Raw genomic sequence first — 26,006 nt, forward strand, 5'->3', positions numbered from 1 at the left:
GTTTCTTGTCTGTCAAAGCCGGTAGACGCGCCTCGCCGTCGTCCTGAAGATGGCGTCCTGCTGCTCAGCACTGAACGGCGCCGCGGCCGTGCGAAAGGCGCCGACGAGCTCGCGATAGCTGGTCCACAATTTCTCGATCGGGAAGTTGGAGCCGAACAGGCAACGCTCGGCGCCGAAGATCGCGACGGTATCGGTGAGCACGGCGGCGATGTGCGCGGGATCGTTGCGATGGATGAAGGTGCCGAGCCCGGAGAGCTTTGAGACCACGTTCGGGCAGGCCGAGAGCCGGGCCATGCCGCTGCGCCAGGCGGCGCGGCCGCCAGGCGAGAGATCCTCCAGCATACCGGCATGCTGGAGGATGAAGGTCACGTCGGGGCAGGCTTCGGCAAGTGCTGCGGCGTCCGGCATCTGCGGGGTGAACACCTGCAAATCGAAGCTCCAGCCATAGCCGGCGAGACGCGCGACGTTGCGGCGGATCATCGGGTCGGCGCAGAGATCCGGCCGGGCCGCAAAGCGGTACAGCGGGTTCTCGTGCCAGTGCAGCTGCATGCGCACGCCGCGCACAAGAGGATAGCGCTTCAGGCGGTCGAGCTGCGGGCGAACGTCGTCCACGGCAAAATCGGCATAGGCGACGATCGCGTGCGGCCAGCCGTGCGCGTCGGCGGTCTGCTGCACCCAGGCGGCCTCGTCCTCGAAGCGGTCGTTGGCCCAGTTGGTCTGCACGTAGACCGAGCGGGTGACGCCGGTGGCCCTGAGGTCGTCGAGATATTCCTCGATCGGATAGTCGCGACGGATCGGCTCGTAAGGTCCGAAGATGCGCGGCTGCATGGGGCCGATCAGCCAGGGCAGGTCGGCCTGCCGCCAGATATGATGATGACCATCGACAATGTCGGTCACGCCGCTCTCCTTCGTCCCAGCGCCAGAATATGCGCGACGATCGACGCGCTCGAGCCGCCATCCACGAGGTCATCGACGAAGCGCTCGATCGCGACGAGCGCTTCGGTCTGCGGGCGGAAGCCGGGGCTGGTCGCCAGCGGCGTCAGCCAGCTCAGGCGCCAGGCGCGCCGCGACAATTTCGCGACGGCGTCGCGAAGTGCGTCGGTCTCGCCGCGCTCGAGTCCGTCGGAGACGATCACCACCGCCGCGCCGCGCGCATAGCCGCCGAAGCGGGGGACAGCGAGGAACGCTTGCAGCGCATCGCCGATGCGGGTGCCGCCGTCCCAGTCGCTGACCAGATGCGCGGCGGCGTTCATGGCCTGCTCGCGGCGCTTCAGCCGCAACGGTCGGGTGATGCGGGTCAGCCGCGTGCCGAAGGTGAACACCTCAACATTGGGCGCCGCCTGCACCAGCGCATGCGCGAGCTTCATATTCTCTTCGGTGCGGCTCTTCATCGAGCCGGAGACGTCGATCAGCAGCAGCATCTTGCGCGGGCGCTGGCGCCGCTTCATGTGACCGAGCCGCAGGATCTCGCCGTCGCTGCGGACAGAGTCGCGTAAAGTGCGGCGGAGATCGGCAAACGGCCCACGGCGGGCGCGCATGCGGCGATGGCCGCGCCGTCGCGGCAGGCGTCGCGGCGCCTCCCGCGTCAGGCGGCGCAATGCGTCCGTGCTCGAGGTCGCCCCAAAGCGACGCTCGACCAGCGCCTCGCTTCGGGTCGCGGTGAGGCCGGACTCATTGGCCTCGTCGGAGAGCAGGGGCTCCTCGTCGCCGCGGCCCTCCTCCTGGAGGCGGACTGTCTCGTCGTCCTCGCCCTCGTCGTCTCGCGCGATCGCCTCGCTGCCGCGGAAATGGAGATCGAACAGCCGGTCGAAGGTCGCGCGGCGTTCGGGTGGCGGAGCCAGCGTCGCCAGGGCGGCCTGTCTGACGTGCTCGATGCTACGCGGACCCAGCAGCTCGATCGCGGCCAGGAACGTCGTGGTCTGCTCCGGTGCGACGGCAAAGCCGTTCGCGCGCAGCAGCGGGACGAAGGCGACGAAGATGCGTGCGGCGCGGGGGAGTTGCGGCTCGGTGGTCATGCGGTCGCCTCCGCGAGCAAGGCATCGAGCCTCGGCGAGATGAAGTGCAGATCCTCTTCGTCCTTCAGCGCCACGCCGATCGAGCGCTTGAACGCATCGGGCCAGCGCGCGCCGCCCTTGTGCAGCAGCGTCGCGGCCTCGGCCCAGTCGACGGCCTCGGCAATGCCCGGCGCCTTGCTGAGGGGTTCGCGCCGCAGCTTCTCCACGGCCGCGACGACGGCGCGGGCGGTGGCCTCGGCAACGCTCGATGCGCGCATCATGATGATCCGCGCCTCGCGCTCGGCGCTCGGATAGTCGATCCAGTGATAGACGCAGCGGCGGCGCAAGGCCTCGTGCAAATCGCGCGTCCGGTTCGACGTCAGCACGACCACGGGGCGTTCCGCCGCGCGCACCGTGCCGCGCTCGGGAATCGAGATCTGGAAGTCGGAGAGGAATTCGAGCAGGAAGGCCTCGAACTCCTGATCGGCGCGGTCGATCTCGTCGATCAGCAGCACGGTGGAATCGGGCGCGCGGAGCGTGGCCAGCATCGGCCGCTCGATCAGAAACGTCTCGCCATAGATGTCGATGCTCTCGTCGCCGGCCTGGCGGATCGCCAGCATCTGGCGCGGGTAGTTCCACTCATAGAGCGCGGCAGAGGCGTCGATGCCCTCATAGCATTGCAGGCGGATCAGGCGCCGGCCGAGCACGGCAGCGATCGCTTTTGCCGCTTCCGTCTTGCCGACGCCCGGCGCGCCCTCGAGCAGCAGCGGCTTGCCGAGCGCGAGGCCGAGATAGGCCGCGGTCGCAAGGCCCTCGTCGGCAAGGTAATAGGCTGCCCGAAGCGCCTTCTCCAGCGCCTCCGGGCTGTCGATGCCGACGATGTTGCTGCGAACCGCCACGGCCGATCCTCTAGCGCCGCGCCTGCGGCCGCGCGCCGCCCTGGGCCTTGATCGCGCGCAGCACCTTTTCAGGCGTGATCGGCAGGTCGTCGATGCGCACGCCGACGGCATTGAAGATCGCATTGGCGACGGCCGGCAGCACCGGGTTGGCACACATCTCGCCGGGGCCCTTGGCACCGAACGGACCATCGGGAGCGGGGCGTTCCAGCACGGCGATATCGTGCGGGCAGATGTCGCCGGGGCCGGGCATCAGATATTCGACGAAGTCGCGGGGCCCGTGAACGGGATCGGGATAATAGGGCTCCGGGGTCTCATAGAGCGCGTGGCTGACGCCCATCCAGGCGCCGCCGACCAGCTGCTGCTCGACCAGACGCGGGTTCAGCGCGCGACCGAGCTCGTAGGCGGAATCCATCCGGACCATCGCGACATCGCCGGTCTCGTCGTCGACCTCGACCTCGGCGACGAGGCAGGCATGGGCGTAACAGGTCGCCGGCGACATCTCGCCGGTCTCGGGGTCGACGTTGGAGAGGGGAACCAGAAAGATGCCGCGGCCCGAGATGGTCTTGCCCTGCTTGAACTGCGCGGCAATCGCGACATCCTTGGTCGAGATCGAACGGTGCGGCGCGCCCTTGACGTGGATATTGCCGCGGCCGTCGGTGTCGAGATCGGCGGCATTGACCTCGAGCTCCTCGGCCGCCGCCTCCATCATCACGCCGCGGGCTTCGCGGGCCGCCGCCATCACGGCATTGCCGACCCGGTGGGTGCCGCGCGAGGCGAACGAGCCCATGCAGTGCGGGCCGGTGTCGGAATCCGCCGTGTCGACATAGACGTCCTCGACCGGCACGCCCAGCGTCTCGGCGCAGATCTGCCGCGTTACCGACTTCATGCCCTGGCCGAGGTCGATCGACGACAGCGCCACTGTGAACTTGCCGCTGGGATTGGAGTGAACCAGGGCCTGGCTCGGGTCGCCGCCAAGGTTCATGCCGATGGGATAATTGATCGACGCCATGCCGCGTCCGCGATGCCTGGTCATGTCAGCGTCTCCTGGTGCCGAACACCGACGAGAACCGCGTCGCGCCATGCGATGGCGCGGCCGGGCGCGGTGGGGGAGGCGGCGGTGCCGGCGGGGGTGGATCGCGCGGCGGTTCCCGTGTCGCGGTTACGGGTGCGCGGTCATAGGTCGTGCGCTGCTGTGCAGGCGCAGCCGGACGTGCGCGGGACTCCGTTGGCGTCGGCGGGATCACCGCGCGGCTGCCGCCGCCGTCCTTGCGCGAGGAAGCGCGCTTGAACTCGTCGCGGATCGGCCATTTGGCCTTTTCGGCCGCGACCTGAACGCATTCGATCAGCGCGGTGTTCTTGGCCTCGCGCCGGTGCGCCTTCATGTCGCCGTCGCGATAGGCGTTGAGAATGCGAAACTCCATCGGGTCCATGCCGACGAGGTTTGCGAGCTTGTCCATCTGGCATTCGATCGCAAAGTCCATCGCGGTAACGCCGAAGCCGCGCATGGCGGTCGCGGGCGTGCGATTGGTGAAGACGCAGTAGACGTCGCCATAGACGTTCGGGATGGTGTAGGGGCCGGGCAGGTGGGCGGCACATTTCACCGCGGCGTAGCTCGACAGACGCGTATAGGCGCCGCTGTCGAAATAGGCGCGGATCTTGCGCGCGACGACGCGGCCGTCGCGCATCACGCCGTCCTTGATGTAGATGCGCTCGGCGCCGCGCGGCGGACCGTACTGCATCTCCTCCTCGCGCCCGAACACGTAGCGCACGGGCCGCCCGGTCAGCATGGCGCCGAGGATCGCGAGCGGCTCGGTCAACGTGTCCACCTTGCCGCCGAAGCCGCCGCCGACGGTGCCGCCGATGAAATGGAACCGGTTGGAGGGCACGTCCAAGATCTTGGCGCAGGTGTCGACGGAGAAGAACAGCGCCTGGGTCGAGGTGTAGACGACGTAGCGGCCATTGGTGTCGGGCGCGGCGATGGCGCCGTTGGTCTCGGTCGGCGCGTGCTCGATCGGCGACATCTGGTAGCGTTGCTCCAGCACGTGGTCGGCGCTGGCGAGCGCGGCGTCGGCATCGCCGAAGCGCAGGCGCTGGTGATCGTAGACGTCGTGATAGATGAAGGCGTTCTTCGGGTAGGTCTCGTTGACCACGGGCGCCCCGGGCTTCAGCGCGTCCTCGACATCGAACACGGCCGGGAGCGGCTCGTAATCGACCTTGACCTTCGCGATGGCCTCGAACGCTTCGCGCTCGCTGTCGGCGACGATGGCAAGGATCGGTTCGCCCTTGTAGCGGACCTTGTCGACCGCCAGCGACGGCTCGTCGTCCTTGCCGAAGTTGATCAGGCTGAGCAGCGTGTTGAGATTGACCGGCACGTCGGTGCCACGGATGATCCGGCGCACGCCGGCTGAGCGCTCTGCGTCCGTGGTATCGATGCGGCGGATCCTTGCATGGGCCTGGGTCGAGCGTACGACCTTCAGGTGCAGCATACCTTGCAGCTTGTGATCGTTGAAGTAGCTCGACGTGCCCGTGACGTGGCCGAGCATGTCCTGGCGCTGGGTGCCCTTGCCGATTTCCTTGAGATTATCGTCGCGCTCGTCGGCGAAGATGTCCTTGCGAAGTTCCAGCATGGTTGACCTCAGGCGCTGACCCGGCCGCTCGCGGCGGCCAGGATGGCATTGATGATCGGCTCGTAGCCGGTGCAGCGGCAGATGTTGCCGGAGATGGCTTCAATGACCTCGTCGCGGCTCGGCGAGGGATTGCGGTCGAGCAGTGCCTTGGCGGCCATCAGCATGCCCGGCGTGCAATAGCCGCACTGGGCCGCGAAATGGTCGGCGAAGGCGCGCTGCAGCGGGTGCAGGTTCGGGCCCTGCTTCATGCCGTCGAGCGTCTCGATGGAACGGCCGGCCACCGTCTCCGCCAGCGTCAGGCAGGAGAGATGAAGCTCGCCGTCGATCAGCACGCTGCAGGTGCCGCAGCCGCCCTGGCCGCAGCCGAATTTCGGCGTCATGTCGCCGATCAGCTCGCGCAGCGCCACCAGCAGATTGGTGCCGCCGTCGACGAAGATGGCGACGTCGCGGCCGTTGTGACGAAATTGCAGGGGTATCTTGGACATGGGCTCTATTCCTGGCCTGACAGCAGGCGCCGCAGATGAACGCCGACGATCTCGCGGCGATACCAGGCGCTGCCGAGCGCGTTGTCGGATGGCGATGTTCCCTCAGTCGCCGCGGATGCGGCCGCCGCGACGGTTGCGGCGTCCAGCGATCGGCCCTCCAGCGCGCGCTCGGCGGCACGGGCGCGGATCTGGGTCGGCGCCATCGATCCCAGCGCGATCCGGGCGCCCGCGATCCGGCCACCACTGATCGGCAGATGTGCGGCAAGCGTGATGACCGAGCCGCCCTTCGGCTTGATGCGGGCGATCTTGCGATAGCGGAACGCGTCGCTGCTCGCCGGCCGGGTGCAGGACACCGACAGCACCAATGTTCCGGCCTGACGTTCGCGCGCCTGCAGGAACTCTTCGATCGCGATGTCGCGGGAGCCAAAGCCGCCCGCGACGGCGACGGTCGCATCGAGCGCGAGCAGTGCCACGGTGAAATCGCCATAGGGGCTGGGCGCGAAGAGATTGCCGCCGACCGTGCCCATGTTGCGCACGGCGGGACCGCCGATCGAGCGGGCGGGCGCGTGCAGGAAGGCGAGGTCCCGTTCCGCAAGGATGCGCGCGAAGGTGACGCCGGCGCCGAGCGTGATGCGCGGCCCCGAGGCGTCGATCCGGGTCAGCGCCTGGTCCTGAGCGCGGACCACGGTCGAGATCGCGACATCGCCCTCGTTCAAGGCCCGCATCACCAGCGTGCCGCCGCCGAGATAGCGCGCGGTGCGGTCCGAGGACAGCGCCCCTGCCGCCTCGCTGGCGCTTGCAAACGTCTTCACTGTCACGGCCATGATTATGCGGCCTCCCTCAGATGCCGGCGGATCGCCTCGAATCCGGCCTGGTAAATGTCTTCTGCGACCATGTGGGTGATGCGGTCGCGATCCTCCGGCTTGGTGGTGAAGCGGGACTCCCAGTGCCAGAAGGTGCGGTCGCCGTCGGTGACCGGCAGCAGCCGGACATGGGCGACGTAGTTGAACATCGGCACCGGCGTATCGAGCAGGCAATAGCTGAAGGACTGCTCCAGGTCCGACAGCGCCAGCAATTGCTCGCGCAGCTCGGAGCCGTCGTTGAGCTTGAACCGCCTGATGCAGCCGATCTTGTCGGAGGATTGCGCGCGCTCGATCGAGGAGGTCGCGACAACCGGATGCCAGCGATCGTGCCCGTTGAAATCGCGCAGCACGGTCCACACCGCATCGGTCGGTGCGTCCAGGATCGTGCTCTTGACGACATGCGGCACGGTCAGCCTCCGAACACGCGCTTGAGCGCGTCAAATCCGCCCTGGAACACGCCGCCGCCGATATTGCTGACGAGCTCGGTCTCCCGCTCCGGCGCGCAGTCGAATTCGGCGGTCCATTCCATGAAGGTCTGGTCGCCGTCGGTGACGGGGGTGAGCCGCAGGGTGGCGACATAGTTCTCGACACCCATCGGCGATTCCAGGATCGAATAGGTGCAGAACATGTCGTAGTCGGAGAGGCCGAGCAGCTTCTCGCGGATGCGGTCGCCGTTGCGCAGGCGAAAATCTCGCACACAACCGATCTTGTCGGCGGGCTCGCCGCCCTCGATGCGGCTTTCGGCGATGGCCGGATGCCAGTTCGGCAAGCCATTGAAATCGCGCACCCGCGCCCAGACGCGGTCGTTGCGGGCATTGACGACGGTGGAGACGTAGACGCGAGCCATGGCGCGACCTCAGCTCTTCTTCCGCGGCCCGCGATCGGCCGGCGGTTCGCCACCTTCGGCCGAGGGGGCTGGCGCGGCCGCCGGCTTGTCGCCGCCACCTCCGCCTCCGCCGCTTTTGCGTGCGGACTCCTTGATCCCCTGCATGTCGCGGGCCTCGCGGATCAGGCCCGGCATCTTGGCGAGGCTGCCGCCTTCGACGCCGATATCGGCCAGGAGCGAGTCGATCAGCGGCGCCTGGACGCGATAGCGCAGGGCAGAGTCGATGACTTCGTCGGTGGCGCTGCGGCCGCCATTGCCGCCATGGCCGTTACCGTTGAGGCCGTCGACCTGGAGGATGCGTATGCCCTCGATCTTCTCCATCGGCTTGACGCTCTCGCGGACGATGCCCTCGATCCGGTCGAGCAGCTTGCGGCGGAACAGCGAGTAGCGCGCCTGGTCGGTCAGCACGTTCTCGGCCTCGTTCAGCATCCGCTGGGCTTCCGCCTCGACGGCCGCGCGCACGCGCTCGGCCTCGGCCGCGATCCGGGTCTCCTCGGCCTGCTTCTCGGCGATCAGGATTTCCACCGTCTTGCGCCGCTTGGCGATCTCGCTCTCGCGCGCGGTGATGACGCGCTCGGTGGCTTCGGTGGCGCGCATCCGCGCTTCCTCGGCCGACGCCTTGGCGGCGGACTCTTCCAGAGACTTCAGATGGATCGCGATGGCCTTCTCCATCAGGACGGTCTCGACTTCCTTTTCGCGGTTGACTTCGAGCTTGCGCAGCTCGCGTTCGCGACCGACGCGGGCCTCGTCGAGGCCGCGGTCGGATGCGATGCGCGCACGCTCGACCTCCTCGCGAGAGGCGATCTCGGCCTCCTGCAGCGACTGCACGCGGGCGACCTCGAGCTGCTCGATCGAGCGGCGGCGCTCGATGCGGGCGGCTTCCAGCGCCTGCTCGCGCGACACGTCCGTGGTCTCGACCTCCTTGCGCGCGACGATCTCGGCCTGCCGGACCTGGCGGTCGGCATCGATCCGCTCGGACTTCTTGGTCGACAGTGCGATGACGCGGTCCTCGTCGGCGATCTCGATCGCCTTCTTCTGCTCGATGTTGAGCACCTCGCGCTTCTTGGAGGAATTGATGCGCTCGGCCTCGAGCGCCAGATCGACCGTGATGCGCTGGCGCTCGATGGCGTCGCGCCGCTTCAACTCGGCCGCCTCCAGCACGCCGGTGCGCTCGATCTCGAGCGAACGGGTGTCGCGCTCGGCCTGGATGCGCTCGGCCGCGACCGCCTTCTCCTGGGCGATGCGGGCCGCCTCGATCGCCTCGCGCGAGGCGATGTCGGCCTCCTCGACGGCGCGGTTGCGGGCGATCTCCAGCGAGCGCACGCGCTCCTCCTGGGCGATCCGGCTGGCCTCCGTGGTCTCGCGCGCGGCGATGCCGGCGACGTCCAATGCCTGGTTACGCTCGATCTCCAGCTGCCGCGTGTTCTGCTCGGCGGCGATGCGCTCGGCGGCAAGCGTCCGCTCGCGGGCGATGCGGGCGGCCTCCACGGCGCGCTGCGCCTCGATCTCGGCCTCCTGGATGGTGCGCACCTGCTGGATCTCCAGCGCGCGGGTGCGCTCGTCGGAGGAGATACGCTCGACATTGACGATCAGCGTCTGGGCGATGCGCGCCTTTTCGGTCGCCTCGCGCGCCGCGATCTCGGCCTCGTCCACGGCACGGGTGCGCTCGATCTCGCGGCGCCGCGTCTCCTCTTCGTTGGCGATGCGGGCGTCGGTGATGACGCGGTCCTGCTGGATCCGCGCCTTCTCGATCGCTTCGCGCGCCGCGATCTCGGCTTCCTCGACGGTCCGCATCCGCTCGATCTCGCGCTGGCGGACCTCGCGCTCGGATGCGATCCGCGTGGTGTCGATCGAGCGCTGGTTGGCGATCCTCGTCTTCTCGATCTCCTCGCGCGCCAGCAGCTCCTTTTCCTCGATGGTGCGGGTCCGCTCGATCTCCTTCTGGCGGGTTTCGCGCTCGGAGGCGATGCGGGCCTCCGCGATCGCCTGGTCGTTGGCGATGCGGGCGCGCTCGATGGTCTCGCCCGCGGAGATCTGCGCCTGCTCGGCCTCGGTTTCGCGCAATGCGCGCTCGCGGGCGACTTCCGTGCGCTGGAGCGCGCGGCGCATCTCGATGTCGCGTTCCTGCTCCAGGCGTGCGGTTTCGCTCTCGCGCTCGATCTCCAGCGCCTGCCGCTCGGCCTCCAGGTTGCGGGCGCGAATCTTGATCATCGAGTCCTGCTCGATGTCGTTGCGCAGCTTCCGCTTGGCCTCGATGTCCTGCATCAGCTGGGTCAGGCCTTCGGCGTCGAACCGGTTCGAGGGGTTGAAGAATTCGAGGTCGGTCTGGTCGAGATCGGTGATGGCGACCGATTCCAGCTCGAGGCCGTTCTGGGCGAGGGCCTCCGCCGCGTTGGCCTTGACGCGGGCGACATACTCGCCGCGCTGCTCGTGCATCTGCTCGAGGGTCATTTCGGAGGCGATTGAACGGATCGCCGAGATGAACTTGCCGGCGAGGAGGGCATGCAGTTGTCCCGGCTCCATGGTGCGGCGGCCGAGCGTGGCGGCCGCGATCGAGACCGCTTCGCGGGTCGCCTGGACGCGGACGTAGAAATCGGCCTCGATGTCGACGCGCATGCGGTCGCGGGTGATCACCGCGTCCTGCCTGGAGCGCACGATGCCCATCGGCAGCACGTTCATGTTGACGGGCGTGTAATCGTGGATGAACGGCAGCACGAAGGCGCCGCCATTGATCACCACGCGTTCGCCGAGGAAACCGGTCCGGACGAACGAGGTCTCCTTGGAGGAGCGATGGTAGAGCCAGTTCACGATATAGACGCCGACCACGATCACGACGATCGCGACGATCAGCCAGAGGATCAATTCACCGACCAGCATCCCCGACATCTTTTCCTCCCTCCAACCTTCAGGCGTTAGCGCGCGCCGATCGCCTTGAATTGACGCACCTGCTCCGTCAGCGCCCGCTCCACGGGCAGCCGCTCCATCGAGGACGCGCCGTAGAAGCCGTGGCAATGGCGGGTGTTCTTCATGATGAAATCGGCGTCGGCGGGATCCGCGATCGGGCCGCCATGCGCCAGCACCAGGATGTCGGGGTTGACGCTGAGCGCGGCGGAGGCCCAGGTGTCGATCTGCGCCGGACAGTCCTTCAGCCTCAACGCGGTCTGCGCGCCGATCGAGCCGCCGGTCGTCAAGCCCATGTGGCAGACGACGATGTCGGCGCCGGCGATCGCCATCGCGGCGGCTTCCTTCTCGCTGAACACATAGGGCGTCGTCAGCATGTCCTTGTCGTGCGCCTTGGCGATCATGTCGATCTCGAGCGCGTAGGACATCCCGGTCTCTTCGAGATTGGCGCGGAAGGTGCCGTCGATCAGGCCGACGGTCGGAAAGTTCTGCACGCCTGCGAAGCCGAGCGCCTTCAGCTGGTCGAGAAACGCGTCCATGTCGCGGAACGGATCGGTGCCGTTGACGCCCGCGAGCACCGGCGTCCTCGTGACCACGGGCAGCACCTCGCCGGCCATCTCCAGCACGATGGCGTTGGCATCGCCGTAAGCCATCAGGCCGGCGAGCGAGCCGCGTCCGGCCATGCGGTAGCGTCCGGAATTGTAGATCACGATGAGATCGACGCCGCCGGCCTCCTCGCATTTGGCTGACAGCCCGGTGCCGGCGCCGCCGCCGACGATCGGCTCGCCGCGCTTCGCCATCTCGCGGAACCGCCTCAGGAGTGCTGCGCGTTCAAACCTTGGCATCGCTCACCTCGTTAGTCTCCGCCGCGCGCCGGTGCGGCCGAACAGGGTTCGGAATGCACCGACGATGGCGGCGGCGAAGTCGGGATCATTGATGTTTCTGGGGATGCGAATGAGCTGGCGGTTGCCGGTCTGCCGCACGATGCGCTCCAGCGTGCGGAACAGCGCGGCATCGGCGTCCGGATCCCAGAACGGCTGGCCCCGCGCGTCGAGCGCGGAGACGCCGCCCTCGGGCAGGAAGAAGCGCACCGGGCCGTCCATCTGGTTGAGTCGCTCGCCGATCCAGCGGCCGATGCGCTCGTTCTCTTCCACGGTCGTCCGCATCAACGTCACCTGCGGGTTGTGGACGTGGAATTTGCGCCCGCGGTAGCGCTCGGGAATGGTGTCGGGCGCGCCGAAATTGACCATGTCGAGGGCGCCGACCGAGCCGACATAGGGAACGCGCGTGCGGATGATCGCACCGAGGCGGTCCTCAGTCGCAGGAAACACGCCGCCCATCAGGAGATCGCAGACCTCTGTCGTGGTGAGGTCGATGACGCCGGCGAGTTGGCCGGACTCGACGAGTTTCTCCATGGAGCGGCCGCCGACGCCGGTGGCATGGAAGACCAGGCACTCGAAATCCTCGCGCAGCTCGGCGGCGATCTTCTGCACCGCCGGCGTCGTCACGCCGAACATGGTGATGCCGACCGCAGGCAGGCCGCCGGCCTCCCGCGTCGTCGTGGCGCGCGCGTCCAGCCGCGCCTTGACCATGCCGGCGAGCGCATGGGCGCCGTTGGCCAGCACCGCGCGCGAGATCGAGTTCAGCCCCTGCACGTCGGTGACCGAGTGCATCATGGTGATATCGGCGGGGCCGACATAGGGCCCGACATCGCCGGAGGCGACGGAGGAGATGATCAGCTTCGGCACCCCGACGGGGAGCGCGCGCATGCCGGGGGCAACCAGCGACGCCGCGCCCGAGCCGCCGGCCGAGATCACGCCGGCGACATTGCCCTGGCGCCGCAGCCAGCTGGCGAACGCATCGGCCATCGCGGTTACGGCCGCGCCGCGGTCGGGGCCGAACACGGCGGAGCCGCCGCGGCCGTGGTTGAGGGCAATCTCCTGCGCGGAGACATCGCAGCTGGAATGCCTGCCGCTGGTCGAGACGTCGACCAGCCGCGTGCGCAGGCCGGTTTCGGCGATGATGTCGCGGATGAAGCGCAGCTCGAGGCCCTTGGTGTCGAGCGTGCCGACGACCAGGACGACGGGCGGGCCGGCGGTCTGCGCCGCCATCGGCTCGCGCTTGCGCCGCGCCGTCTCGTCGAGCCGCGCGACTTGCGTCGAGAGCGTGCGCGCTGCGGCCTCGATGCGGGCGATCGGCACCGGTTGCGACCACCGCGTCGGCAGTGTCGGATTGGAGACGTAGATGCGGATCGGCCCGTCGCGGCGCGGCGCCGGCGCCGGTTTGGCGTCCGGGCCGGATGCGGGGATGTCGAGATCCGGCTCGAGCTCGGCGTGAAGCCCGACGCCGAGCAGGCGCTGCTGGAGCTCGCGGTCGGCGGCGAGCCGCGCCGAATCGATGATGCGGTTGATGCGGCCGTTGACCATGATGGCGACGTTGCGCGAGACCGCGGTGGCGACGCCGATATTCTGCTCGATCACGAGCACGGACATGTCCTCGTCCTCGCCGAGCCGCAGTAGCATCTCCTCGACCTGCGCGACGATGACGGGCGCGAGGCCTTCGGTCGGCTCGTCCATGATCAACAGATGCGGATTGGTGAGCAGCGCGCGCGAGATCGCCAGCATCTGCTGCTCGCCGCCGGAGAGCTGGCCGCCGCCGTGATCCCTTCGCTCGGCAAGGCGCGGGAAGGTGTCGTAGATGCGCTCCACCGTCCAGGCGCCGGAGCGCATGCCGCCGGCCAGCCGCAGATGCTCGTCGACGCTGAGCGAGCGCCACAGGCGGCGTCCCTGCGGCACGTAGCCGACGCCGAGCCGGGCGATCTGGGCGGGCGGCCGCCTCGTGATGTCCGCGCCGCGGACACGGATCGATCCGCCGCTGACGCCGACCAGCCCCATGATCGCCTTGCACAGCGTGGTCTTGCCCATGCCGTTGCGGCCGACGACGGAGAACACGCCGCTCTCCAGCGTGAGGTCGACGCCTTGCAGGGCGTGCGAGTGCCCGTAATAGACGTCGAGCCCGCGGACCTCGAGCGCGGCGGCGGAGCGGCGGGCCTCATTCATGGCCGCCTCCGAGATAAAGCTCCTGCACCTCGGGGTCGGACTGGATCTCCTCCGGCAGGCCCTCCTTGAAGATGCGGCCGTTGTGCATCATCGTGACGCTCTCGACGACGCGCAAGGCGACGTCCATGTCGTGCTCGATGATGATGTAGCCGATATGCGCCGGCAGCGAGGTCAGGATCTCGATCAGCTCGGCCCGCTCGGTCGGCGACAGTCCCGCGGCCGGCTCGTCGAACAGGACGAAGCGCGGGGCGCCGGCGAGCGCGAGCGCGATCTCGAGCTGGCGCTGCTGGCCGTGCGCGAGCTCGGCCACGCGCTGGTACCTCACGGCGGAAAGATGCACGGCCTGGACCAGATTGTCGGCCGCATGCATCAGGGCATCGTTCTGCCCCGGGCGCAGCAACGAGAACCGCCCGCGCGAAACGCCGCGGCAGGCGAGATAGACATTGTCCTGCACGGTGAGGCCGGGGAACAGCGCCGAGATCTGGTAGGTCCGGCGCAGCCCGCGGCGGATGCGTTCATAGGGCGGGAAATGCGTGACGTCCTCGCCGAAGAAGCGGATCGTGCCGGAGGAGGGCGCGAAGTCGCCGGTGATGCAGTTGAACAACGTGGTCTTGCCGGCGCCGTTGGAGCCGAGCACGGCGCGGCGTTCGCCGGGGCGCACGGTGATGGTGACGTCGGTCAGCGCCGCGAGCGCGCCGAACAACCGCGTCACGCCGCGCAGCTCCAGCGCGGCGCCGGCGCCGACGGCCGAGAGGCGTTGAGCGACGCTATCCATGGCCGCGCCCTCCGCCCGGTCGATTTGCAGCCGGACGCCGGCTCTGACGCCAGCGCTGCCACAGCCCGATGACGCCGTCCGAGGACCAGAACACGATAGCGAGGAATCCGAGCCCGATCAGCAGGCGGAAGCGGTTGCCGTCGAGGCCGAGCCTGACCAGGAAGTCGAGCGCGAAGGTGCGCAGCAGCACGAAGATCAGCGCGCCGATGAACGGACCGATCGGACGCGTGATGCCGCCGACGACGGCGATGATCAGCACGTCGATGCAGGCCCCGACGCTGACCGAGCCCGGCGAGATCTGGCGGTAGTTCCAGACCTGGAGGACGCCGGCGAGCGCCGCCACGAAGGAGGCGAAGGCATAGGCGGCGACGCGGTGCGCATTGACGTTGAAGCCGAGCGCCGCCATCCGGCGCGGATTGTCGCGCACGCCCTGAAGCGCGAGCCCGAACGGAGCGCGCGAGAGATATTCGACGGCGAAATAGCACAGCGCGGCAACCGCGAGCACGATATAATAGAAGGGAATGTCGGCGCGCCAGTTCACGCCCCAGAAGTGCGGCGTCGCCACGGTGTTGATGCCGGTATGGCCGTTGAAGATCGCCCAGTTCTGGTTGGTGAAATAGTAGAAGGCAGCTCCAATCGCGAGCGTGATCATGATGGTGTAGATGCCTTCGGTGCGCACCGCGAGCGCACCGCCGAGCGTGCCGAAGGCGGTCGCCAGCGCCAGCGCCATCGGCACCGCGAGCCACCACGGCCAGCCCAGGCTGATATTGGCGTTGCCGCTGACGCCGAACACGGCGACCATGTAGGCGGAGAAACCCGCGATGGTGAGCTGCATCAGGCTGACCATGCCGCCATAGCCGGCAAGGAACATCAGGCTGAGCGCCATGATGCCGAGGATCAGCGTGGTCGCGAAGATCTCGATCAGGAAGAAGCCGCTCGCGATCAGCGGCATGATCAGGAGGATGGCCGCGACGATCCAGGCGGCGGGATTGTTGATCTCCGGCCATGTCCGCGTGGGCCGCTGCGCAACATCGGCGGGACGAACGGCAACGCGGGCATCGTGGGCGAGCGACATGTCAGCGCCTCGCCAACAGGCCTTGCGGCCGGATCGCCAGCACCAGCACCATGATCAGGAAGGTCACGACGATGGCATAGGTCGGGATGTAGACCGAGCCGAGCTGTTCGGCGAGGCCGATGATCAGCGCGCCGAGTGCGGCACCGGGGATCGAGCCCATGCCGCCCACGATCACGACGACGAGGGAGGCGAGCAGGAAGCGGATGTCCTCGCCCGGGGATAATGACTGGAAGGTGCCGCCGACGACGCCGGCGATGCCCGCAAGTCCCGCGCCGAACGCGAACACCGCCACGAAGACGAGCTGGATGCGCACGCCGGTCGCGGCGAGGATATCGCGGTCGTCGACGCCGGCGCGGATGATCATGCCGGCGCGGGTGCGATTGAGCGCGAGCCACATCGCCACGCCGATCACGACGGAGGCGGCGAAGATCACCAGCCGCACCAGCGGATATCGGAGATAGACCGGCTCGCCGGAGGATTTGATCGCCGTGACCAGCGGCAGCTCGATGGGGCCGATCAGCCAGTTCGGCGTCTGGATCTGGTAGAAGTCGCCGCCGCAGGCCCACAGCATGAGATCGGCGAACACGATCGAAAGCCCGATCGTCACCATGGTCTGCCTGAGGTCCTGTCCCTCCATCCGGCGGAACACGATCAGCTGGAGCAGGACGCCGACAAGCGCGGTGAGGATGAAGGCGACGATGAAGCTGAGCAGCCAGGAGCCGGTCGCCGTGCTGATGGCGTAGCCGACATAGCCGCCGAACAGATAGAGCGAGCCGTGCGCGAGGTTGACGTTGCGCATCAGGCCGAAGATCAGCGTGAAGCCGCTGGCGACGAGGAAGTAGAGTCCGCCGAGCGTGATGCCGTTGAAGACCGCGTTGAGGAAGACGCGCTTGCGGCCGACGGCTTCTTCGAGGCCCGGCGGCCAGACCGCGAAGACCAGCCACAGAGCGACGGCAATGGCGATGATCGAGATCAGCGCCCAGGCCGGATGGCGTTCGACAAAGCGGCTCATGTGCGCAGCCCGCCAGTCCAGGCCCCGCGCCGGAGGTCCACCGAATGCAGGTCAGACAGGCTTGCAGCGGCTGCTAGCCTCACCATGAACGCGCGCTCCCGTCGGTCGCGACCCTCTTTCGGGATCGCGTTGCCCGCATCCTAGCGGGGCTGCGAGGGCGACGTTTGATCGTGAGTATCTTTTCGTGGCCCGCGCTCAGGCGCGCAAAATCTTGGCCGCGCGACGATAATCGGTCGGGGCCATCCCCACATTGGCGGCGAAGAAGCGGGTGAAACCGCTCTGCGAGGAGAAGCCGAGATCGAAGCCGATATCGGCGATCGGCGTTTCGCTCGCCACCAGCGCTTCGAGCGCATGTTCCATGATCAGCGTGTTGAGATAGAGGTTCGGCGTCACGCCGGTCTGGACGCGGAACAGCCGGTAGAAATGCGGCCGCGACAGGCCGGATTCCCGCGCGATCGTATCGAGTTCGATCTCGGCGCCGGGGCTCTCCGACATCATCTTGATGCATTTGCGCACGCGGAAATCGGTGACGGAGCCGTTTGCGCGTGGATCGCGCGCGATCTCGGCCTGCTGCCAGCTTTCGTCGTAGCAGATGTCGATCAGCCGCCGCAGCTCGGAATCGAGGCTGGAGAGCGATGGTGCGCCGCACACGAGCGCGGCGGTACGCCTGATGTGCTTGTCGAGGGCCGGCGTGCGCCGGAACTGGGTGCGGCCGAAACGCATCCGGTGGGTGCCGGATGCATCGGGCGCAAACCATTCGGCGTTGACGTAAAGCACGAAGAAGATCGCGCCGCCGTCGAGATCGGCGGGCAGGAAATTGTGCGGCTCCCAGGGATTGACCGCGACGACGGACGTCTCGTTGAGATCGTGGTGTCCGTCGGAGACGTCGATGCATGCCGGCATGCCGCCAACATGGAAGATCAGATGACCTTCACGATGGGCGTGGATATTGAAAGGGCGGTTCAACTGATAAACCGTCGCCCGGCCGAACCGGCCGTGGAAGACGGCGAGCGCACGGCTCATGCCTTCCCCTCCCGAATGTTCTTGTCTTTTCGCTCAGCGTTCAACAACGCCGACGAGATTGCAAGAGCGGAGAGCGACCGCGTCAGCAAGTCGCTCCCCGGGTCGTGCATCGCGGAGGTGATGCGTCAGTATTTCTTACATTCCGGCACGGTACGGCTCGGCAGCCCGATCTTGGAGAAGACGGCCGGATCGTAGCCGAGCGTCTGGTTCACGTTCGGGATCACCTTCACCACCTTGCTGAACAGCGCGCCTTTGCCGTCATCGACGACTTCGGTGACGAAGTTGGTGCCGATCGCCTGCCGGTTGGAGTCGAGCTTGATCTTGCCGTTCGGCGCATCGATCTCGATTTTGGCGAGGGCTTCCTTGTACTTGGCCTGGTTGTTGGAGAGATCGCCATTGACCTCACGCAGCGCCAGGATCAGCGCCATGGTCGAGCCGTAATAGTTGGTGGCGAGCAGCGACGGGCTCGGGAAGCGCTTGTTCGGCGGGAAGGCGTCCTGATAGGCCTTCACGAATTTCTGCCAGCCCGGATCCTCCCAGGTATCGGCCTGGCCGCTCGCCGCGATGGTGCCGACCAGGGCGTTCTTGGCGTTGCCCTTCGACGACAGGATGGTCTGGTCGATCATGATGGAGCCGCCCATCAGATGCGCCTTGCCGCCAGCCTGCTGATACTGGTTGAGGAAGTTGACGGCGTCGGCACCGCCGAGCCCGAGATAGATCGCATCGACATCGTCGGGCAGCGCGGCGATGACCGAGGCAAAGTCCTTGGTGCCGAGCGGCACCCATTGCCGGTTGGTGACCTGTCCGCCGGCGCCGCAGAACTCGAGCACGAGGCCGAACACCTGGGTGTAGATGAAGGAATAGTCCTCGCCGACGGTTGCGATCTTGCGATACTTCTTGTCCTCAAAGGCGTATTTGCCGAGGCCGACCTGCCACTGCGCGCCGTCCATGTTGTAGCGGAAGAAGTTCGGGGCAGGATCGACATAAGTGGTTTCCTGCGCGCCGGAGGCCGCGTTGATGAAGGTCAGCTCCGGATGGGTCTTTGCGAAGTTCTTCACCGCGATGCCTTCGTCGCCGGAGAGCGGCGACAGCAGGATCTGCACCTTGTCCTGCTCGATCAGCTTGCGCACGGCTCGCACCGCGCTGTCCGGCGTTGCGTCGGTCGAGGCGACGATGAATTCGAGCTCCTTGTCGCCGACCTTCTTGCCGAGGACGTTGAGTGCCGTCTGGTGGCCGCGCATGCCGTCCTCGCCGAGCACCGTGTAGGTGCCTTCGAGGGTCGCGGTCACGCCCACCTTGATCTTTTCCTGAGCGATCGCTGCGCTTGAAAGAAACAGGCTGCTCAGCGCGAGCAGTCCCACACTGCATTTCGACATCGTGCTCCTCCCTGTGTGTCGTCTCTTGTCGCCGCGTGGCTCTCGCAAGGCCCGCGGCTTTGATGGGAAAGCTAACCGAAGTCCGGTGCGGTGCATGCGTTGGCGCCTCCTTTGGTTTGACGGGCAGTCTCATTTTTGAATGGTGCGGCGCAAATGGTTCCGCGGTGCAACAGGGGTGCCGCAAGGGCGCTGCTCGGTCGAGAAAGGCGCCATGGCCCCGGCAGAGCCTTGCCTGTGTCGCCCACTGTCAATCCACCAGCGCAAAAATATTCCACTTTGCCGAAATTCGGTTTCGGCGTATGTGTCGTTCATCCCGGCTCACCAAGAGGGGCGATCATGTGTCGTCACGCATCGCGAGCCGGGCTTGCGGTGGACGCGGCAGCGTCGGCACGAGAGGCGCGGGCAGGGCGGGTAGTCCCTGTGAGCCCGAGGCTTCGTGCAGACGACGGCGCTGCTAGGCTTCGTCTCGTCTGTAAGTTTCCGGCTTCGTCGACGGGGCCCGGAAAAACTGCGGCGAAATGGCGGGCCGTGCGTACGGCAAAACCGTGTGGTCCTGGCCGTCGTTGCTACGGTCAAGTCCTGCGAAGGTGCGAGCGAGCCCAACCGGGTGGACTGCATCATCCAATTCGCGGGGCGAGGGAGGCCAGAAGGAATGGTCGGCTCCCGGGAGATCACGGCATAAGCCGTCCAGCCACTGCGCAGGGAAGGCCGAGTGATCGGCACCACCTGTATGCTGCTGTGCGGTTCTTTCTGCGTGCGCTTTTCGCGCAGCGGACCGCGGGTGCGAGCCAGCACCCGGCCTTCCCTGCGCCCTCTTGGATTGGAGGGTAGCGAGACCAAGCAAAGCTCGGGCGAAATCCGCCGCGAGGCCGCAAAGCCATGTCTGCCACAACATACTCACTGTCATCGCCCGGCTTGACCGGGCGATCCAGTACGCCGAGACGTCGTTGATGAATCGAGACGCCGCGGCGTACTGGATTCCCCGCCCCAGTGCGCAATTGCGCACAAGGCGGGGAATGACAGCGTCAATTGGAGAACGAGCCATCACCTCACACTCCGTCATTGCGAGCGCAGCGATGAGGGCAGCGCAAGAACGCTGGCGGCGCCGGAAGCCGGGCCGCCAGGTCGCAATCGGCGCATCTCGATCAGGCGGCGTTGGAGGCCTTGGCGTTGACGCCCTTGCGGAGAGCCACCGTGTTCAGCTTGGTATTGGCAGCCTTCTCTTCGTTCAAATTGGTCGTGAGGAAGCGCACGATGTCGTCGTGGCCGAGCTCTTCCGCCCAGGCGATCAGCGTGCCGTAGCGGCACATCTCGTAGTGCTCCACGGCCTGCGCGTTGGCGACGATCGCGGCGTCGAGCACGGCCTTGTCCTCGATCTCACCGGCGGTCTCGTCGGCCTCCTTGATGATGCCGTCGATCGCGGGACATTGAGTGCCGCTGGGCTCCTTGCCGAGCTTCGCGAACACCTTGCCGAGCCGTTCGACCTGCTTGTTGGTTTCGTCCAGATGAGCTTTCAGTCCGGTGACGAGATCCTTGTTGGTCGCCTTGTCGATCATCTTCGGCAACGCCTTCAGGATCTGCTGCTCGGCGTAATAGATGTCCTGCAGCCCGTGCAGCAGCAGGTCTTCCATCGTTTTGATGTCCTTGGTGAAGAATCCCATAAAAGACGCCTCCTTTTCACAATGATGGCAGTGGAACGCTGCACGACCGCCGCTGTTCCATTCCCGTGTGCAGACCAGGAGAGCCGAATGAGCGATGGAGTAGATCACCTTGCGGGCCTGCTCGGGCGTGCGGCCATGGACGTGTGGGGCGATATGCCTCGCGACATCCAGGAGGCGCTGTTCGAGATCGCCATGAAGGGACGCGCAACCGAGCGTGAGGAGCTCGCGCGGCTGCTGCACGAGCGGCACCCGCGTACGCTTCATCCGGCCCGGCCGGGCTGATGCAGCGACTGGAACCATCATACGCGCCGCTGATTGGTAACTGAGCGACGCGCCGCCGGATGGTTCGCATGGGGCCGCAAGGAGGCGCATCGCTCGACCGTTGGGAATTTTGTGAATCGATCGCCGTGACTGAGATGAACATCGGAAAATGGTACGACCCGATCTCGGAACGGTGGATCGTGCCGCGTGAAGCGCGCACCATCGCCGGATATGGTCGGTCCGGCGCCGAGAAGGTGCCGGAAGGCCACGAGAGAGGCGAGGCGCAGCGGATCTGGCAGCTGTTGGTGGATTGCTGCGCAGGTGAGTGATGTCGCCTCCGGAGGTTGGCGCTCCTTGTGACGCGTCCTCCAGCGTCATCACGCTCGCGTTATCAATGCGGCAGCAACGAAGCCGTCAATTCGGACAAGGTTGCCCCGCCGCTCCCCACATGGCCATGTCCTTGACGTGGTCCTCGAAGGTGCCGGGCGGCGTCGAGCGGCCAGCTCCCGGTGCCCATCCACGTGGAATGAAGCCATTCAACGAGGCGTCGTGCCGCAAATGGTCGACGAGGCCGGCGGCGTCGCGACCGCCATTGCGCTTGGGATCCTTCATTTGTGCGCAAATCTCCGCGCCACTCTTGCCGAACCAGATGAAGGCCACGGGAGCAAGCTGCCAGTCGATGCCGGCGCGCGGCGGCGCCGGGGCCGGCTCGTTCGCCTGGGTGGAGGTCATGTGACAGGTCGAGCACGGGATCGCCTCTTCGCCGATGCGGCTCGCTCCGCCGTGGATGTTCATGCCGTGCACGCGCGGCTTGGCCTCGCCCGCCGGCGTCCATATCGGGATCGCCTTGGCATCGACGTGGCAGTTGGCGCAGCGCGGATGAGTCACCACGGCTTCGATCCGCTTCCACGCCGCCAGTCCCTCGGCGCGGCTGAGGCTGCGCGTCGGCAACGCATCCTTGGGGGCCTCGTCCTTGGCCGCGACGATGCCGGTGAGGGCGGCAATTGATGAGGCCGCGAGGACGACGGCGATCAGAGACCTGTTCATGGCGTGCCTCACACGAAATCGATGAACTTGTTGAACGGCATTTCGCGGATGCGCTTTCCGGTCGCTGCGAAGATCGCGTTGGCGAGCGCGGGGGCGGCGGGTGGAACGGGTGGCTCGCCGACGCCTCTCACCTTGGGATCGTTCTCGAGCCCGCGGACCTCGATGACGGGACATTGGTAGATCCGCATGGCTTCGTGGTGGTTGTAGTTGGTCTGCTGCACCGCGCCCTTGGCGTAAGTGAGCTCGCAATTGATCGCATGCCCGAGCCCCCAGACCACGCCGCCTTGCACCTGGTTCTCGAAATTGACGGGATCGATGACCTTGCCGACGTCGACCGCGACCCAGACCTTGTCGATCCTGATGCCTCGGTCCGTCGCCGTCACCTCGACGACTTCGGCCGCTGGCGTCCCAAAGGACTCGACGAACGCGACGCCCCGACCTCTGCCCTTGCCGAGCGGTCCCTTCCAATCCGACATCTCGGCGACCGCCTCCAGCACCTTGCGGTAGGTCGGCACGGCGCACATCGCGATGCGCGCCTTCATGGGATCGAGGCCGGCCGCATGGATCAGTTCGTCGATGAAGCTCTCGGTGAAGAAGCCGGCGGTGGAGGCTCCCACCGACCGCCACGTCGTGCTCGGCGACAATCCTTGCGCCTCGTAAGTCGTGGCCCGGAAATTGGGGATGTCGTAGTAGACGTTCCAGAGGCCGGCCGCCAATTGAGCATCGGGATCCTTCGAGGGGGCGCCCGAACGTTCGAGCAGCCCCTTGAGCGGCGCCGTCGAGGCCAATTGCAGATCGGCCGCGACGATCTTGCCCTTGTCGATGCTCCCTCTGTGCCGGGCGATCGCAATCTGCCGCGGAATGTCCTGAAGGAAATCCTCCTCGCGCGAGAACACCAGCTTGATCGGCGTGCCGCGCATCTGGTTCGCGATCTCGGCAAGCACACGGACGTTCTCGTATTCGAGGCGGTGGCCAAAGCTTCCACCGGTCCACTGATTGTGGAAGGTGACCTGTTCCGGCTTCAGGCCGATCGCGGTCGCCGCGACATACTGCACGAATTGAGGGCTCTGGTGGCCGACCCAGATCTCCATCCCCTTGTCGGTGACGAGGCCGATCCCGTTGAGCGGCTCGAGCGGCTGATGCGCGACATAGGGCGCGCGATACTCGGCCTCGATGCGCGTTCCCGTCCGCAAGCCAGCTTCGACATCGCCGATCTTGCGCCATTCCTTGCCCAGGAACTCCGGCTTGAACGAGGATTCCAGAACCTTCCAATGGTCGGCCTGCTCGGCGGGATAGGCGGAGGGCGCCCACTCGCACGCGATGGCGTCGACTGCCTTCATCGCGTACCAGCTGTTCGTGGCAATCACCGCAACGCCGTTGTTGATTTCGAGGATCTTCTTGACCCCCGGCATCGATTGCGCCTTGCCCGCGTCAAAGGATTTCAGCGGCTGCCCCTTGTTGGGGTTCAGCTTGACGGCGGCGTACAGCATGCCCTCCATCTTCATGTCGATGCCGAACTTCAGCTCGCCCAGAACCTTGGCGCGCACATCAAGGCGCATCATCGGCTTGCCAATCATGCGCCAGGTGGAGGGATCGCGCGTCTGCGCATCGAGCACCGGGGGAATCTTGGCGGCGTCCGCGGCGAGCTCGACATAGGGAATCTTCTCGCCGTTGGGGAGGATCACGTGCCCGGATTGGGTGCGGATGTCGGCCACCGCGACGCCCGAACGTTTGGCGGCCGCGGCCTTCAACGTCTCACGCGCCACGGCCCCGGCCGTGCGCAGCTTCTCATAGGTGTCAGGGATCGTGCTCGACCCGCCCGTCATCTGCATGCCGGACTTTCGAAGACCTTCGAGCGCCGCGGCGCGACCTGCTTCGGCCGCGGGGCTCTGATCCGAGGCGAGGAACGGCGCAAGCTCCTCCTTGAATCCTGTGTTGAAATAGGCGGGACTGGGACCAGCGAAGCGAACTTCGAACTGGCCGGGATCGAGGTCCATCTCCTCGGCAATCATGATCGGCTGCACCGAGCCGACACCCTGACCGATGTCGGCGTGCTGGGCGATGAGCGTGATCTTGTCCGGACTGATCTCGACCCAGGGATTGAAGGTCACGGAGTTCGGGCCGAGGCCGGCAGCCAACGGATTGCCGTCGGCAGCCGCGGCCGGATGCCCGTAGGAGCCGAAAGCGATGCCACCGGCGACGGCGGCGGAGCCGAGCACGAAGGTCCGACGAGAAATGCCCTGTAGCTCGCCCATCTCACTTCTCCGCCATCTTGTGCGCGGCAGCCGCGTGGATCGCGGCGCGAATGCGCGGATAGGTTCCGCAGCGGCAGAGATTGCCGGACATCACCTGGTTGATCTGCTCGTCCGTCGGTTTGGGGATCTTCGAGAGCAGCGAGATCGCCTGCATGATCTGCCCGGTCTGGCAGTAGCCGCATTGCGGGACCTGATGTTCGATCCAGGCCTGCAGGACCGGGTGCTGGTCCTTGTTGCCCAACCCTTCGAGCGTGACGACCGACTTGCCGGCGATCTCGCCGATATGCGACTGGCAGGACCTGACGGCCTTTCCGTCGATGTGGACGGTACAGGCACCGCATTGCGCGACCCCGCAGCCAAATTTGGGACTCGTGATGCCGAGCTCGTCGCGCAACACCCAGAGCAGAGGCATCTCGGGAACGACGTCAACCTGGCGCTTGATCCCGTTCACTGTGAGCTCGATCATGTCGGTGTGTCCCTTGGCGGATCTGGTCGGCTCGGCAGCATCGCCTCACGGCGAGGAGCAGTATTTCCGAATCCTGCGGGATCATGCGCAATCCCTGCGGAGTGTATCGGCGCGATCGGCTTTCATGTCGGGCTGGCCGCAGCACAATTCGCGATATTGTCCCGGCGTCAGACTCGCGGCCTTGCGGAACACGCGCGTGAAATTGGCCTGCGAACCGAAGCCGAACTCCAGCGCAATCTCGACCAGGGCCAAACGGTTGCGTGCGAGCTCCTGCCGGGCGGCCTGCACGCGGCGATCGGTGACGTAGCGGTGCGGGGACAGTCCGGTCGCCTCGCGAAACAGCCGGGAAAAATGATAGGGGCTGAGGCAGGCCTGCGCCGCCAGCTCCTCGAGCCTGATGTCGAGGCCAAGTGAGGCCTCGATATAGTCCAGCACGCGCTGCAGCCGTCGTGGGTCGAGCGAGGGCGATTTTTCCGGCGGACGCCAGCGGTCGATCGTATAATGTCCGAGAAGATGAGCCGCGAGCGCGACCTGAATTCCTTCCACGAACAGCGCATCGGTCCGCTGGCGGGGACGATGGAGCAGGTCACGCAGTGGCGAGCAGATGTGGAAGAGCACCTGGTCTGCCAGACCGTGAGCATAGGCGATCTCGACCTTTGCCGGATCGATGTCGAAGTCGGCGAGGGCACTCTGGTCCAGCAGCGCCGGCGGCAGATAGAGATGCAGACACTCCATCCGGTCCGAAAGCTCGAGATGGCTCTCCTGCGTTCCGACGGGCACGAGGTAGCTCATGCCCGGCCGGGCGAGGCTCTTCTGGACTTCGCCATTGCCGGCCCGGCACACCATGCCGCCGCCTGACACGAGCATGACGAGCTCGGTGCAAACGGGAACGGGCGTTTGCTGCCGTCCCGCCTCGAATTTCCGATGTTCGATGCTCAGTGCGGACCAGTTGCTGGTCTCCGCGAGCTTCTCGCTGTTCTGGTATTTCTGATCTCCATGCGTGACGAGCGCCATCATGACCTCCGCTTCTGCTGCGGCGAATTCCGGCCCCGTATCGCAAGCGAGCGATCATTCCATCCGGTGTAGAGTTGCAGCCCCGGTCGCTGCCACGCCGATGGGAATGTTTCACAAGCGACGTGAGCGAAGTCCAGAGGCAGCCCGGTTAAAAGAGGTAAAAGGCAAGCAGCGCTGAGACTTGGTCATGTGCCCGACAGGCTTCGAAAACGGATCTTGCGGACGGATGAGCAAGATGCGTCCGTCATCGCGCAGGAAACGAAAATACCGCAATGCCGGCGCGATCTCATGATGGCTCATCGAACGCAATCTCGCCGTATCGAGGAT

24 protein-coding genes are annotated in these 26,006 nt (G+C 66.5%); 2 read left to right on the forward strand and 22 right to left on the reverse strand.

The annotated features are described in order from the left end of the window. Nucleotides 1–12: 12 nt before the first annotated feature. The 18 genes from AABA84_RS10195 to AABA84_RS10280 all read right to left on the reverse strand — a co-directional run bounded on the left by AABA84_RS10195 (nucleotide 13) and on the right by AABA84_RS10280 (nucleotide 20,636). Entirely contained in the window at nucleotides 13–897 is an 885-nt protein-coding gene (locus AABA84_RS10195) for an amidohydrolase family protein (RefSeq protein ID WP_338311991.1), read from the reverse strand. Next, a complete protein-coding gene (locus AABA84_RS10200) occupies nucleotides 894–2,015 on the reverse strand; it encodes a vWA domain-containing protein (RefSeq protein ID WP_338311992.1) in 1,122 nt (373 codons plus the stop codon). The genes AABA84_RS10195 and AABA84_RS10200 overlap by 4 nt, the downstream gene beginning before the upstream one ends. Continuing rightward, a complete protein-coding gene (locus tag AABA84_RS10205) occupies nucleotides 2,012–2,893 on the reverse strand; it encodes an AAA family ATPase (protein WP_338308560.1) in 882 nt (293 codons plus the stop codon). Before AABA84_RS10205 ends, AABA84_RS10200 begins: the two co-directional genes overlap by 4 nt. Nucleotides 2,894–2,903: 10 nt before the next feature. Continuing rightward, a complete protein-coding gene (locus AABA84_RS10210) occupies nucleotides 2,904–3,926 on the reverse strand; it encodes a xanthine dehydrogenase family protein molybdopterin-binding subunit (RefSeq protein ID WP_246551065.1) in 1,023 nt (340 codons plus the stop codon). 1 nt (nucleotide 3,927) lies between these two features. Then, nucleotides 3,928–5,520 (reverse strand): xanthine dehydrogenase family protein molybdopterin-binding subunit, encoded by a 1,593-nt coding sequence (locus AABA84_RS10215; RefSeq protein ID WP_338311993.1) that lies wholly within the window; start codon nucleotides 5,518–5,520, stop codon nucleotides 3,928–3,930. 8 nt (nucleotides 5,521–5,528) lie between these two features. Beyond that, a complete protein-coding gene (locus tag AABA84_RS10220; RefSeq protein WP_028143768.1) occupies nucleotides 5,529–6,005 on the reverse strand; it encodes a (2Fe-2S)-binding protein in 477 nt (158 codons plus the stop codon). A gap of 5 nt (nucleotides 6,006–6,010) precedes the next feature. Next, a complete protein-coding gene (locus AABA84_RS10225) occupies nucleotides 6,011–6,829 on the reverse strand; it encodes an FAD binding domain-containing protein (protein WP_338308562.1) in 819 nt (272 codons plus the stop codon). Between the two features lie 2 nt (nucleotides 6,830–6,831). Then, complete coding sequence (locus AABA84_RS10230; RefSeq protein WP_092253134.1) at nucleotides 6,832–7,275, reverse strand: SRPBCC family protein; 444 nt, start codon at nucleotides 7,273–7,275, stop codon at nucleotides 6,832–6,834. Between the two features lie 2 nt (nucleotides 7,276–7,277). Continuing rightward, entirely contained in the window at nucleotides 7,278–7,715 is a 438-nt protein-coding gene (locus AABA84_RS10235) for an SRPBCC family protein (protein WP_018318067.1), read from the reverse strand. Between the two features lie 9 nt (nucleotides 7,716–7,724). Next, nucleotides 7,725–10,640 carry a flotillin family protein gene (locus AABA84_RS10240; RefSeq protein ID WP_338311994.1) on the reverse strand — a complete coding sequence of 972 codons (2,916 nt, stop codon included), beginning with the start codon at nucleotides 10,638–10,640 and terminating at the stop codon, nucleotides 7,725–7,727. Between the two features lie 26 nt (nucleotides 10,641–10,666). After that, nucleotides 10,667–11,500: a phosphoenolpyruvate hydrolase family protein gene (locus AABA84_RS10245; protein WP_104463699.1), complete on the reverse strand. Its 834-nt coding sequence runs from the start codon at nucleotides 11,498–11,500 to the stop codon at nucleotides 10,667–10,669. A 3-nt stretch (nucleotides 11,501–11,503) separates the two neighbouring features. Continuing rightward, entirely contained in the window at nucleotides 11,504–13,714 is a 2,211-nt protein-coding gene (locus AABA84_RS10250) for an ABC transporter permease (RefSeq protein WP_338311995.1), read from the reverse strand. Continuing rightward, nucleotides 13,707–14,489, reverse strand: a complete 783-nt coding sequence (locus AABA84_RS10255; RefSeq protein WP_212253340.1) for an ABC transporter ATP-binding protein — start codon at nucleotides 14,487–14,489, stop codon at nucleotides 13,707–13,709. Before AABA84_RS10255 ends, AABA84_RS10250 begins: the two co-directional genes overlap by 8 nt. Beyond that, nucleotides 14,482–15,564 (reverse strand): branched-chain amino acid ABC transporter permease, encoded by a 1,083-nt coding sequence (locus AABA84_RS10260; protein WP_212253338.1) that lies wholly within the window; start codon nucleotides 15,562–15,564, stop codon nucleotides 14,482–14,484. Before AABA84_RS10260 ends, AABA84_RS10255 begins: the two co-directional genes overlap by 8 nt. Before the next feature lies 1 nt (nucleotide 15,565). After that, a complete protein-coding gene (locus AABA84_RS10265) occupies nucleotides 15,566–16,576 on the reverse strand; it encodes a branched-chain amino acid ABC transporter permease (protein WP_212253336.1) in 1,011 nt (336 codons plus the stop codon). A 195-nt stretch (nucleotides 16,577–16,771) separates the two neighbouring features. Continuing rightward, complete coding sequence (locus tag AABA84_RS10270) at nucleotides 16,772–17,599, reverse strand: helix-turn-helix transcriptional regulator (RefSeq protein WP_018318060.1); 828 nt, start codon at nucleotides 17,597–17,599, stop codon at nucleotides 16,772–16,774. A gap of 125 nt (nucleotides 17,600–17,724) precedes the next feature. Then, on the reverse strand, nucleotides 17,725–18,975 hold the full coding sequence (locus AABA84_RS10275; protein ID WP_028143758.1) for an ABC transporter substrate-binding protein: 1,251 nt from the start codon (nucleotides 18,973–18,975) through the stop codon (nucleotides 17,725–17,727). A 1,145-nt stretch (nucleotides 18,976–20,120) separates the two neighbouring features. Then, nucleotides 20,121–20,636, reverse strand: coding sequence for a YciE/YciF ferroxidase family protein (locus AABA84_RS10280; protein WP_212253727.1), 516 nt, complete (start codon nucleotides 20,634–20,636; stop codon nucleotides 20,121–20,123). An 87-nt stretch (nucleotides 20,637–20,723) separates the two neighbouring features. Here AABA84_RS10280 and AABA84_RS10285 point away from each other — a divergent pair, with 87 nt between their 5' ends. Together AABA84_RS10285 and AABA84_RS10290 are read left to right on the forward strand one after the other, a co-directional pair. Continuing rightward, entirely contained in the window at nucleotides 20,724–20,918 is a 195-nt protein-coding gene (locus AABA84_RS10285) for a hypothetical protein (RefSeq protein ID WP_212253728.1), read from the forward strand. 68 nt (nucleotides 20,919–20,986) lie between these two features. Beyond that, entirely contained in the window at nucleotides 20,987–21,226 is a 240-nt protein-coding gene (locus tag AABA84_RS10290) for a hypothetical protein (protein WP_338311996.1), read from the forward strand. An 85-nt stretch (nucleotides 21,227–21,311) separates the two neighbouring features. Here the strand turns inward: AABA84_RS10290 and AABA84_RS10295 are convergent, their stop codons facing one another. From AABA84_RS10295 to AABA84_RS10310, 4 genes are all read right to left on the reverse strand, one after another. Beyond that, nucleotides 21,312–21,944: a hypothetical protein gene (locus tag AABA84_RS10295; RefSeq protein WP_338311997.1), complete on the reverse strand. Its 633-nt coding sequence runs from the start codon at nucleotides 21,942–21,944 to the stop codon at nucleotides 21,312–21,314. A gap of 8 nt (nucleotides 21,945–21,952) precedes the next feature. Next, a complete protein-coding gene (locus tag AABA84_RS10300) occupies nucleotides 21,953–24,199 on the reverse strand; it encodes a xanthine dehydrogenase family protein molybdopterin-binding subunit (RefSeq protein WP_338311998.1) in 2,247 nt (748 codons plus the stop codon). 1 nt (nucleotide 24,200) lies between these two features. After that, nucleotides 24,201–24,665, reverse strand: coding sequence for a (2Fe-2S)-binding protein (locus tag AABA84_RS10305; protein ID WP_212253731.1), 465 nt, complete (start codon nucleotides 24,663–24,665; stop codon nucleotides 24,201–24,203). An 81-nt stretch (nucleotides 24,666–24,746) separates the two neighbouring features. Then, the gene (locus AABA84_RS10310; protein WP_338308593.1) at nucleotides 24,747–25,679 is read right to left on the reverse strand and encodes a helix-turn-helix domain-containing protein; all 933 of its coding nucleotides are present in this window, start codon (nucleotides 25,677–25,679) and stop codon (nucleotides 24,747–24,749) included. Between the last annotated feature and the right edge of the window lie 327 nt (nucleotides 25,680–26,006).

This window comes from Bradyrhizobium sp. TM239 (assembly GCF_036247985.1).
In the GTDB taxonomy this organism is placed as follows: domain Bacteria; phylum Pseudomonadota; class Alphaproteobacteria; order Rhizobiales; family Xanthobacteraceae; genus Bradyrhizobium; species Bradyrhizobium ottawaense.